The following is an 11,801-nucleotide window of genomic DNA, read 5'->3' as shown; positions in this document are numbered from 1 at the left end:
ATGGCTACCGTGAGACGAGCCTTCACCGATCTCGCTTCGCTGGCCGCCCGGCTGGGCGTCGGCGGGATCTTCTTCGCCAACGGCTGGCACAAGCTCGAATTCGGCCTGACCGCGACGGGCGATCAGTTCGCGAAGATGGGCGCCTCCGCCCCCGGTGTCTGGGCGGCCACCACCATGCTCATCGAGCTCATCGGCGGCGCGCTGCTGGTCGCCGGCCTCGCCGTGCCCGCCTGCGGGCTCGTGCTCTTCGCCGAGGCGCTGGCCGTGTTCATCCTGGTGAGCGGCGACACCGGCCTCCCGCTGACCGGCGGCGACGTCAACCTGATCGTCGCGCTCGGCGCCGCGTCCGTCCTGCTCGCCGTCGTCGGGGCCGGGCGGCTGTCGGTCGACCATCTGGTGGTGATCCGGCGCCGCGAGGCGGAGGCCGCCGACGAGATGGCCGCCGAGGCGGAGGCGGACGACGTGATCGCCTCCTGGCGCGACACGGCGCGGCCCGCGAAGGACGGCGACTCCCAGGACGGGGCCCCCAGGGACGCCGCCCCGGCGGAGGCGGAGCCCGCCGGCGTACCGAAGGAAGAGGACTCCCCGACCGCCCCTCTCAGGGCCAGGCCCCCCAGGGAGAGGACGTCCAAGGACAGGGCTCCCCGGGCCGGCACGAAGGGCGGCGCGGCGAAGGCCCCGGGACGGACGGGCGACGGCGGGACGGCCGAGGCCGCGCCCACCTCTCCCGACGACCGTCTCGTCGCGGGCGGCCACAAGGCCGCGGCACCTGATAACGAGTAGAACTTCACCGGTCAGCTGTATAGGTAAATCGCTCTATAAGGTCGAGCGCGCACATAAATCACCGCCTCACCCCGAAAACACCTCCGGCACTCGCCTCGGACGCGACCGTTTCCGACGCGACCCCCGAGGGGCCGGGCGACAGCGTGTCGCCGTGCCGGTGGACCGGGCCGCTGTCCTGCGGCGCACCGCCGTCCGGGACGGCCGGAGATCCCCGCACCCCGCCGCGAAAGGCGGCGCGGCCGGTTTGAAGAAAGCCGATAGCATCCATATATCGAGTGCCTGAAAACCGACCGCAGGAGTACCCATGCGAAAAGTAATTGTGTCCCTGTTCGCGTCGCTCGACGGTTTCGCGACGGGCGCGAACGAGGAAATGGACTGGGTTACCAGTAATTTCGGGGAAGACACGGCGAAATACGCATACGACCAGCTCTTCGCCGCCGACCTCCTCGTCCTGGGGCGAGTCACCTACGAGATCATGGCCGGGTCGTGGCCCTCCATGTCCGACGAGGTGGGCTTCGCCGACAGGATGAACTCCCTGCCCAAGCTCGTCTTCTCCAGCACGCTCAAAGAGCCTCTGACCTGGAACAACGCCACCCTCGCCAAGGACGGCCCCGCAGAGGAGATCCCCAGGCTGAAGAAGGAGCCGGGCGGGGACATCCTCGTCTACGGCAGCGTCACCCTCGCCCGGTCCCTGGTGCAGGCGGGGCTGGTCGACCGCTTCCGCCTGTGGGTTCACCCGGTCGCCCTCGGCGGGCGCGGCGCCGCGCCCATCTTCGCCGGATACGACAAGACCCAGCTGAGGCTGACCGACACCACCCTCCTCAGCTCGGGCGTCGTGATCCTCGATTACGAGCCGGCGGGCGACGCGAACCACTGACCGACTCCCGGCCGGCGCCCCTGCCCACCACAGCGGGCAGGGGCACCGTGGACCGGGCCTGCCGACAGCGGTCCCCATCCCTGCCCGCCCGCAGCGGGCGCGGACGCCGTCCGCGTGATGCTCGAGCCCCCGATGGCCGGTGGCCCTGGCTCGCCGCTTTAAGCGAACGCCGTCGGGAGAAGACCGGCGGGTCCGCCACAATACCGCCATGCAACTCCCCGGCTGGTTCGCCGAACGCGTCGAGCCCACTCCCCCTGAGCAGGAGCTCCGCGTCTCCACCCTCGAGCTCTTCTTCGACCTGGTCTTCGTCTTCACCGTCACGCAGCTGACCACGCTGCTCGTGGACGGGTTCGCCGACGACCAGGCCGCCTCCCACGGCCAAGCCGCTCCCGCCGAGGGCGCCCTCCGGGCGTTGCTCGTGTTCGGGGTCATCTGGTGGATGTACTCCGGATACGCCTGGCTGACGAACACCGTCCCGCCCGTCCGCCCCGCCCGGCGGATCCTCATCCTGCTCGGCATGGCCGGGTTCCTGCTGATGGCCCTGGCGATCCCGACGGCCTTCGACGGCGGCGGATGGGCGTTCGCGCTCGGCTACCTGATCATCGTGCTCGTGCACGCGGGGCTGTACCTGCAGGCCACCGCCTCGTTCGTCCGGGTCGTGCCGTTCAACCTGGCGGCCACGGCGCTGCTGTTCGCGGCGGACTTCTTCGACGGCGGCCTGGCGTACCTGCTGTGGGCGGGAGCGGTGGTGCTGCTCTGGGGCAGTCCATACTTCATCGGGCAGAAGGGGTTTCCGCTGCACCCCGCCCACATCGTCGAGCGGCACGGGCTGCTGGTGATCGTGGCCCTCGGCGAGTCGGTCGTGGCGATCGGCATCGGCGCGCACGGCAGCGTGGCCCCCGGCCTGCTGATCGCCGCGGTCCTCGGGCTGGCCCTCGCCGCCTGCCTGTGGTGGAGCTACTTCGGCGGCGAGGACGAGGTGGCCGCCGAGCACGAGCTCGCCGGCTCCGACCCTACGAAGCGCACCAAGCTCATCCTCGGCGCCTACTTCTACGCCCACATCCCGATGCTGCTCGGCATCGTCGCGGTCGCGGCGGGCGTGAAGAAGGCCATCGGCCACCCCTACGACCACATGCACATCGGACCGGCCGTCGCCCTCGCCATCGGCATCACGATGTACCTGGCGGGCGACCACGCCTACCGGCGCGTCCTCGCCCTGCCCCCGCGCCCGTTCCGCCTGGTCGCGGCGGCACTGGCCCCCGTGACCATCCTGTTCGGCCTGTGGTCGTCCCTGGCCCAGCTCGCCACCCTCGTCGTCCTCCTGGTGACCGCACTGACCACCGAACACACACGAACCCGCCCCAAGACCTCCCTGCCCCCGACGGGCCCCGAGGTTCACCTTCACCCTGACGACCTTCCCGGTGACCTGCGCTGACCGCACTCCTGCCGTGGCATCCGCCTGGCCACCGGCGCCCGTGATCAGGTGTGTTCGCGGGCGGCCGGTGGGGTGTGCGGGCGCGGTCAGCGCAGGGTGGTGAAGAACCGGCGGACGTCCTCGGCCAGCACGTCCGGGGCCTCGTGGGCCGCGTAGTGGCCGCCGACGTCGTAGGTGTGCCACTGGACGATGTTCTTGTGGTCGCGGTCGGCGAAGCGCCGGATCGACTTGAAGTCGTTGGCGAACGCGGCCAGTCCGGTCGGCACGGTCGTCGGCTCGGACGGCTTCTCGGCGGCCTTGGCGTCCTCGTAGTAGAAGCGGATCGAGGAGCCGGCCGTGCGGCACAGCCAGTGGATGGTGATGTTCGTCAGCACGAAGTCGTCGTCGAGGCCGCCGAGAAGCTGGCCCATCCAGCCGAGCAGTCCGGCCGGGGAGTCGGCGATCGCGTGGGCGAGGGTCTGCGGGGCCTGCGACTGCAGCTGGTTGAAGGCGCCCATGTTCTCCCAGAACCACTGGAGGTGCTGTACGGCGGCCTGCTCCTCCTCGGTGAGGCCGGCGAACTCCGCCGGGTCACCGGAGGGGAAGGAGAAGATCTGGGTGACGTGCACGCCGGCCACCTTGCCGGGGGCCACCCGGCCGAGTTCCGGGGCGACGAACGACCCCGCGTCGTTCCCCACCGCGCCGTACCGGTCGTACCCGAGCCGGTCCATCAGCGTCGCCCACGCCCTGGCGGTGCGGTAGCGGTTCCAACCGCGCTCGGTGGTGGGACCGGAGAAGCCGGAGCCGGGCAGGGACGGGATGACCAGGTGGAAATCCTCGGACAGTTCGTCGATGACGTCGAGGTACTCCACGACCGTGCCGGGCCAGCCGTGGGTGAGGATCAGCGGCAGGGCGTCCTCGCGGGCGGAGCGGACGTGGAGGAAGTGGATGTTCTGCCCGTCGATGGTGGTGGTGAACTGCGGGTACGCGTTGAGGCGCGCCTCCCAGGCCCGCCAGTCGTACCCGGTGCGCCAGTACTCGGCGAGGCGCTTGACCCACTCGACGCTGACGCCGTAGTCCGAGCCGCTGCCCTCGATCTCGTCCGTGAACCGGGTCGCGGCGAGCCTGGCCCTGAGGTCGTCAAGCTCGGCCTGGGGGATCTCGACGCGGAAGGGGCGGATCTCGGAAGCGGTGTTCGTGTTCTCCATGTGAGTAACCCTCTCAGGCCATCAGGAAGACTTCGTTCCTAATGGTCACGCCCGAGCCAGGAAACCCGCAGAGGGGCGGGAGACCGGGTGGTGGGTCAGTGGGGTCTGGTGCTTTGGCGGGTGGTGAGGCGGGGTTCGAGGAGGGTGGCGGGGGGGACCTCGGCGCCTTCGAGTTTGGCCATCAGGAGACGGACCGCCTGGTGGCCGACCTCGGCGGCCGGGATGAGGACCGAGGTCAGCGGGGGGCTGGCTCGTTCGGCGACGTCGTCGGGGCAGATGGCCACTACCGAGACGTCCTCGGGGACCCGCCGGCCGAGCACCCGCAGCGCGCCGAGGACGTGCCCGACGGCCGCCTCGTTGTGCACGACCAGGCCGGAGATGCCCGGGTGCTCCTCCAGCAAAGACTTGACGGCCGAGCACACCTCGTCGAAGGTCTCCTCGCAGGGCCGGGCGATCGTCGTGACGCCGTGCCCCCGGCCGGCCTCGGCGAAGCCCTCCATGGTCCGCTCGGCGTAGCCGGTGCCGCGCTCGTACACGACGTTCGGGGCGCCGAGCAGCGCGATCTCCCGATGCCCGAGCGAGGCGAGGTGGTCGGCGCAGAGCGCGCCCGCCCGGGCGAAGTCGAGGTCGACACAGGTCAGGCCGGAGGCGTCGGCCGGGAACCCGATGAGCACGCTGGGCTCCTCGAGCTCCCGCAGCAGCGGGACGCGCGGGTCGTGGATCTCCACGTCCATGAGCACCAGCCCGTCCACCAGCGCGCTCGCGGCGACGCGGCGCAGCCCGTCGGACCCCTCGTCGGCGGTCATCAGCAGCACGTCGTGGTCGAACTGCCGGGCCGTGGTCACCACCGAGGTGGCGAACTGCATGAGCACGGGCAGGTGCATGCCCGCGCGCAGCGGCAGGACCAGGGCGATCACGTTGGACCGTTTGCTGGCCAGCGCCCGCGCCCCGGCGTTGGGGTGGTAGCCGAGCGCCCGTACGCTGCGCATGACGCGCTGGCTGGTCGTCGCCGAGATGGTCCGCTTGCCGCTGAGCACGTACGACACCGTGCTGACGGCGACTCCGGCGTGCTTGGCGACGTCGGCGATGGTGACCGTTCTCAACGAGAGCCCTCCGCGGCTGCTGGCACGGCCACCCGGGGGGCGGCCTCGGTGAAGGTCAGCCCGCTGAGCGTGACCCCCTCGTTCTCGAACACCACATAAAGATCGTGCACTCCCGCCGCTCCGGCAAGCGGGCACCCGACGGTGACGAAGTCGTACCTGTCCCGGGAGGGCGCCACCGACACCGCGCCGACGACGTCGCCGTACAGCGGGTCGTCGAGCCGCAGCGTCAGCACCCCGCCCTCGGTGCTCGACACGGACAGCGCGCACGACGCCGCGCCCTCGCGGAAGTCGACCTCGCGGAAGGCGATCCACCCGCCGGGGTCGGTCCCCCGGACGGCGTCCCCGCTCACCCGGTCGGCGTCGCAGAGCAGGATCGCGTCGTACTCGTCGTTGTCGGCCGCCGCGAGCGGACGGGTGTACGGGTCGCGGGCCGGGATCTTCTCGCCCGTCACGGTGAAGTGCGCGCACAGCCGGATGTCGCGGGCGGACCGGCCCACCTGCACCTTGTGCGGCGCCTCCTCCACCACGAACCTGCCCTGGGTGACGTCCCAGAAGGCCAGGTCGGCGACGTCGAGGGTCATGGTGACCCTGCGGCTCTCGCCGGGCGCGAGCCGCAGGCGTTCGAATCCGCGCAGTTGCCGCAGGGGCTGCTTGACGCGGGACCGTCGCTGGTGGGTGTAGAGCTGGACGACCTCGACGCCGGGCCGGTCACCGGTGTTGGTGACGGTGAGCTCGACGGTCAGCGCGTCCTCAGGCCCGACGGTGTCCGCGGACAGCCGCAGGTCGGAGTAGGCGAAGCGGGTGTAGCTGTGGCCGTGCCCGAAGGGGTAGAGCGGGGTGCCCCGGTAGTAGAGATAGGTCGAGTCGGTGGCGATGATGTCGTAGTCGAACAGGTCGGGCAGCTCGCAGGCCGACCGGTACCAGGTCTGGGTGAGCCTGCCGCCCGGGTCCTCGTCGCCGAACAGCACGTCGGCCAGCGCGTGGCCGTACTCCTGCCCACCGTGCGCCGACCACAGGATCGCGGGCACGTTCTCCTCGGCCCAGTTCACGGCGAAGGGGTAGCCGCTGCTGATGACCAGCACCGTGCGGGGGTTGGCGGCGTGCACGGCCTGGAGGAGGGCCTCCTGCGCGGGCGGCAGCGCGAGGTCCGAACGGTCCTCGGTCTCCCTGCCGTTGACCAGCGGGTGGTCGCCGGCCACGACGACGGCGACGTCGGCGCGCGCGGCGAGCTCGGCGGCGGCCTGGGCTCCGCTGCGCACCGGCTCCAGCGTGAGCACGGCGGCGGCGTCGGCGTCGTCGGTGAGCCGCAGGGTGCCGTCCGGGGCGAGTTCCACATGGCGTCCGGTGGAGATGTGGCGCAGGGCGAGGGTGCCGCGGGGCCGCTCGTCGAGGCGGAAGGTCTGGCGGACCTCCCACCCGTTCGGGCCGGGCTGGTCGTTGACGAGGACGCCGTCGTCGCCCACCGACACGTACCGGCCGTTGGCGACGGCCCGCAGGGCGTACGCGCCGCCTCCCCAGTCGAACAGGTCGAACCACGTGAGGCGCGGATCGGTGCCCTGCCGCACCGCCAGGGGCCCGCCGCCGAAGTCCTCCTCGGCGGTGACGTGGCCGGTCGCGGTGAGCAGCGCGACCCGGTCGACGCCCTCGTGGAACTCGGTGACGCACCGCTCGGACAGGCCCGCGCGGGCGGTCACGGCGTAGGGCAGGGTGCCGCTGTACCAGTCCTCCATGAGGGTGTCGGCGAGCTGGCCGATGACCGCGACGCGCGTGGGCTCCGCCAGCGGCAGGATGCCGTCGTTCTTGAGCAGCACGAACGACTGGGTGGCCGCCCGGCGGGCGAGCGCCTGGTGCCGGGAGCTGTTGACGACGTCCTCGGCGATGTGGTCGTACGGCGTGCCGGGGTCGAACTCGCCGAGCCGGAACCGGATGGCCAGGGCGTGGCGGACGGCCGTGTCGATGTCGTCCTCGGCGAGCAGGCCGCGGTCGAGTGCCGCGCGGATGTGCTCGAGGGTGTCGCCGGACCGGTCGTCGTCCTGGGTGAAGCTGTCCAGGCCCGCCTTGACGGCGGCCGCGTACGCCTGCGGCAGGTCGTCGTAGTAGCCCTGCAGGCCGGTCAGGTTGCCGGGGGCGTAGGCGTCGCTGACCACCAGCAGGTCGTCGACGGTCCAGGTGCGCACGACATCGTTCATCAGCGGGCTGACGATCGCCGGCCGGCCGTTGACCAGGTTGTACGACGACATCAGCGCCACGGCCGCGCCCGCCTCGACGGCCGGGCGGAACGCCTTGAGCTCGTACTCGTGGAGCACGCGCGGCGGCAGGTTGCTGGAGCTGACGCAGCGGTCGGTCTCGTTGTTGTAGGCGAGGAAGTGCTTGAGGGTGGGGGCGGTCTTGAGCGTCGGGTGGTCGCCGCGCAGGCCGCGGGCGAAGGCGGTGCCCATGACGCCGGTCAGCCAGGGGTCCTCGGCGTACCCCTCCTCGTTGCGTCCCCATCGGGGGTCGCGCAGCGGGTTCACCACGGGCGCCCACACGTTGAGCCCGGCGCCGGTCGGGTCCTTGTGGTGGAACGCCAGGACCTCGTCCGCGGTGGCCTCGCCGACGCTGCGCACCAGGTCGGGGTCCCAGGTGCTCGCGAGGCCGAGGGCCTGCGGGAAGACCGTCGCGGGGCCGAGCCAGGCCAGCCCGTGGAGCGCCTCGGTCCCCGTCCGGAAGGGGCCCACGCCGAGCCTCGGCACCGCCGCCTGGTACTGGTGGAGCATGCCGACCTTCTCCTCCAGGGTGAGCCTGCCGAGAAGGTCGGAGATCCGGGCCGCGATCGGCCGGCCGGGGTCGCGGAAGGTGCCTGGCACCGGTTCGTTCATGTGGGGGACCATCCTTCGCTCACCGGGGAGTGTGTCGAAGCGTTTCGATGCGGGTGTGTGGGATATCGAAGCGCTTCGATGATTTCTGCCGGGGACGGGTGTGTCGAAGCGCTTCGACGAGGTATACGAAGGTTTCAGTGGTGTTAAATCCGGGTTCTCCTGAAGAGTGCCGCTTTGCGGGCCTCTGGTCAAGAGTTCGGACGGCCGGCCGCGGCCCGCAGGCTCCATCCGGAAACCGCCCTCGGGTCTGGGCGAGAGCCGGCCCTCAGGTCCGGCCGCAAGGCGGCCGCCAGGTCTGGGCGGCAGGGCAGGTGGCCGCCAGGTCTGGGCGGCCGTCAGGTCTGGGCGGGAAGGCGGCCGGAGTCGATCGAGTCGAGCACCCGGGCCGCCGCGCCGAGCGCCGCCGCGCGGTACCCCAGCGTGGACGCCACCAGCCGGGTGCCACCGGCGTCCGGGGCGAAGCTGCGGCCGGCGACCTCCTCCTGGGCGGCGGGCAGCACCCAGGGCGCCAGCGCGATGTAGTACCCGCCGAGGATGATCACCTCGGGGTTCAGCACGTTGGCGATGATGGCGACGCCCTTGCCGAGCTCGTGCCCGATGGTGCGGAGCGTGGCGAGGATCTCGGCGTCCTCCCCCTGCGCGAGCCGGACGACCTCGTCGATCTCGGGCTCCAGCTCGGCGGGGGTGGCGTCGGGGGCGGTGCGCTGCAGCACCGCGCCGATGCCGGCCACGGCCTCCAGGCAGCCGCGCCGCCCGCAACGGCAGTCGGCGCCGGTGGGGTCGATCTGGATGTGGCCGATCTCGCCGGCGAACCCCTGCCCGCCGCGGCGCAGCCGGCCGTCCATGATGACGCCGGCGCCGACGCCGACCTCGCCGGTGAGGTAGACGAGGTTCCCGGCGCCGCCGTGCGGGCCGAAGCGGTGCTCGGCGAGCGCTCCGAGGTTGGCGTCGTTGTCGACGAGCACGGGGAAGCCGGGGTCGCGCAGCGCCTTGGCGAGGTCGCCGGACAGGTCGACGTCGCGCCAGCCGAGGTTGGGCGCGATGCGCACGGTGCCGCCGACGTCGATCAGGCCGGGGACGGCGACGGTGAGGCCGAGCACCTGGCGCGCTTCCTTGCCCATGCGGCCGAGCACCCGCCGCGCGAGCGCCGCGACGGCCGCGACGGCCTGGCTCGGCGTCGCCGTGGCGCCGGGGAAGGACCGCCGCCACGACAGCAGCTCGGTGCCGGCGAGGTCGACGGCCACAGCGGTCAGGTAGTCGACGTTCACCTCGATGCCGATCGCGGCGTACGGCGAGCCGTCGAGCACCAGCATGGTGGCCGGCCGGCCCACGCGATTCTCTGTGAGACCGGTCTCACGCAGCAGCCGCCGATCGATCAGGTCGGCGACCAGGCTCGACACCGTGGCCTTGTTGAGGCCGGTGGAGGCCGCGATGTCCGCCCGGGAGCAGGGGGCGTTCTCCCGCACGAACCGCAGCACGACGGCAAGGTTGGTGGCCCTGACATCGGCGAAGTCCGCCGGTTGAGGCCCGGCATGCGCGTTGATCAAGTTCAGCCCCGTTCCCGCTGAGCCCCGGTGGGCTCATCATGCCGTATCGCCGAGCAGGTGGTCATGCCTCGCCCCCTGTGCGCCTCGGCGTGACACGACGGCCACGTCATCAATCTGTGATCGCCACTCGGCGGAACGGCCCGGGCCGTCCCTTGTGGCGTCCGTCACCCTCGACTAATTTGTTTGGGCGAAAGACGAACTAACTCTACCTCGGAGCCCACCTCTCCCAACACCCTTGACAGGCCGCACCTTGCGGATATGACATGAAAGGGACCGCGCCGTGACACCTCCCACAGACAGCGCAGGCACCGTCCACCTCCCCGCAGAGGGGAGCTCGCGGTGACACCTCCCCCGCGCGGCGTCGGCCGCCGGACGTTCCTCGGCCTGCTCGGCGCCGGCGCCCTCGCCGCCGGCGGCGTCACCGGGTGCGCGGCCAAGAAGGAACTGCCCAAGGGCACCGCCGTGGCGGCCGACAAGCTCAAGTCCCTGGTGCCGTCCCGCGTGCCCTACACCGTGCCGGGCGTCACGCCCGACCTCCCGGGCGCGGAGTTCGTCGACCCCGGATTCCTGTCACGCCCGGCCCACTTCGCGCAGGCGGTCACCGAGAAGCCGATCACCAGCGGCAAGGAGATCACCGCGATGACCCCGCTGTGGGGCAAGGTGCCGCCGGGGCTCGGCCACAACTCCTACTACGACGCGGTCAACGAGCGGCTCGGCGGCGTGGTCCGGTTCAACATCCAGGACGGCATGACCTACGGCGACAAGCTCAAGGTCGTCCTGGCCAGCGGCGACGTGCCCGACATCATGTGCATCCCCCAGTGGGAGCTCATCAAGATCGCCCACTTCACCGAGGCGGCCAACAAGCTCTTCGCCGACCTGTCCCCCTACCTGGCCGGGGACAGGGCCAAGGCGTTCCCGATGCTCGCCGCCTACGACACCGCGGCCTGGGAGTACGGCGTGTTCGGCGGAGTGCTGCAGGGCATCCCGTGGCAGAACTCCCCCTACCCCTTCCTGACCCTGTTCCGCCAGGACATCCTCGACGAGCTCAAGCTCCCCGTGCCGAAGAGCGGCGACGACCTGCTCACCCTCGGCAGGGAGCTGACCGACCCCCGGAAGAAGCGCTGGGCCTTCGGCTTCGGCACCAGGACCGGCTCCCAGGAGATCCAGCGGGCGTTCGGCTCACCGCGCGAGTGGCGCAAGAAGTCCGACGGCACGCTCATCTACAAGTACGAGACACCCGAGTTCGAACAGCACCTCGAGTTCATGGTGAAGCTGTTCTCCTCCGGCTACATGCACCCCGACATCGTGGCCAACCTGGACGCCAACCCCAAGGAGCCCTTCGGCTCGGGCCAGCTCGTCTTCTACGGCGACGGCCCCGGCGCCTGGCACGAGCTCTACGGCACCTACCTCCCCGACAACCCCCAGCTCAAGATCGCCGCACTGGACCCCTACCCCGGCACGGCGGCCGGCAAGACGATCATGTGGCGCAACGAGCCCGCCGGCATGTTCGCGATGATCAAGAAGGGCCTGTCCGAGGACCGCACGCGCGAGATCCTCGGCGTCGCCAACTGGTGCTCGGGCCCCTTCGGCACCATCGAGGGCGACCTGGTCTTCAACGGCGTCGAGGGCAGGCACTACGTCGTCAAGAACGGCCAGGTGCAGCGGACCGCGCTGGGCGAGAAGGAGGCCCAGCCCACCTACATGTTCCTCTCGGGCCGTCCCGGCTTCACCTCCGAGGCGCAGTACCCCGGCTACGTCCAGGCGATGCACGGCTGGCAGACCAAGGCGTCCACCTTCCTGGAGAACGACCCGTTCGTCGGCATCCGCGTCGAGACGCCGTCGAAGATGGCGGGGCTCACCAGCCCGACCGAGGACAAGCTGCACGAGATCTACCGCGGCAAGCGCCCGGTCTCGGAGTGGAAGCAGGTCGTCAAGGAGTGGCAGGAGCAGGGCGGCAACGAGGCCCGGGAGTTCTACATGAAGACCGCGCGGGACAACGGCCGCCTGTGAC

8 protein-coding genes are annotated in these 11,801 nt (G+C 71.2%); 4 read left to right on the top strand and 4 right to left on the bottom strand.

Annotated features, from left to right (window positions below):
- Window positions 1-9: 9 nt before the first annotated feature.
- The 3 genes from KIK05_RS21025 (at window position 10) to KIK05_RS21015 (ending at window position 3,095) form a co-directional block, all read left to right on the top strand.
- On the top strand, window positions 10-783 hold the full coding sequence (locus tag KIK05_RS21025; RefSeq protein WP_214412475.1) for a DoxX family protein: 774 nt from the start codon (window positions 10-12) through the stop codon (window positions 781-783).
- Between the two features lie 304 nt (window positions 784-1,087).
- The gene (locus KIK05_RS21020) at window positions 1,088-1,660 is read left to right on the top strand and encodes a dihydrofolate reductase family protein (RefSeq protein WP_214412474.1); all 573 of its coding nucleotides are present in this window, start codon (window positions 1,088-1,090) and stop codon (window positions 1,658-1,660) included.
- Window positions 1,661-1,868: 208 nt separating this feature from the next.
- A complete protein-coding gene (locus KIK05_RS21015; RefSeq protein WP_214412473.1) occupies window positions 1,869-3,095 on the top strand; it encodes a low temperature requirement protein A in 1,227 nt (408 codons plus the stop codon).
- Window positions 3,096-3,181: 86 nt separating this feature from the next.
- On the opposite strand, the gene KIK05_RS21010 is transcribed toward KIK05_RS21015, so the two are convergent.
- The 4 genes from KIK05_RS21010 to KIK05_RS20995 form a co-directional block, all read right to left on the bottom strand.
- Complete coding sequence (locus tag KIK05_RS21010) at window positions 3,182-4,282, bottom strand: epoxide hydrolase family protein (RefSeq protein WP_214412472.1); 1,101 nt, start codon at window positions 4,280-4,282, stop codon at window positions 3,182-3,184.
- A 95-nt stretch (window positions 4,283-4,377) separates the two neighbouring features.
- Complete coding sequence (locus KIK05_RS21005) at window positions 4,378-5,385, bottom strand: LacI family DNA-binding transcriptional regulator (protein WP_214412471.1); 1,008 nt, start codon at window positions 5,383-5,385, stop codon at window positions 4,378-4,380.
- Window positions 5,382-8,243 (bottom strand): glycoside hydrolase family 3 protein, encoded by a 2,862-nt coding sequence (locus KIK05_RS21000; protein WP_214412470.1) that lies wholly within the window; start codon window positions 8,241-8,243, stop codon window positions 5,382-5,384. The genes KIK05_RS21005 and KIK05_RS21000 overlap by 4 nt, the downstream gene beginning before the upstream one ends.
- A 335-nt stretch (window positions 8,244-8,578) precedes the next feature.
- Window positions 8,579-9,790, bottom strand: a complete 1,212-nt coding sequence (locus tag KIK05_RS20995) for an ROK family transcriptional regulator (protein ID WP_214412469.1) — start codon at window positions 9,788-9,790, stop codon at window positions 8,579-8,581.
- A 339-nt stretch (window positions 9,791-10,129) separates the two neighbouring features.
- Between KIK05_RS20995 and KIK05_RS20990 the strand changes: the two genes are divergently transcribed.
- Complete coding sequence (locus KIK05_RS20990) at window positions 10,130-11,800, top strand: extracellular solute-binding protein (RefSeq protein ID WP_214412468.1); 1,671 nt, start codon at window positions 10,130-10,132, stop codon at window positions 11,798-11,800.
- Window position 11,801 lies beyond the last annotated feature (1 nt).

Source organism: Sphaerisporangium fuscum (assembly GCF_018531465.1).
In the GTDB taxonomy this organism is placed as follows: domain Bacteria; phylum Actinomycetota; class Actinomycetes; order Streptosporangiales; family Streptosporangiaceae; genus Sphaerisporangium; species Sphaerisporangium fuscum.
This window is presented reverse-complemented; position numbering and strand designations above follow the sequence as displayed.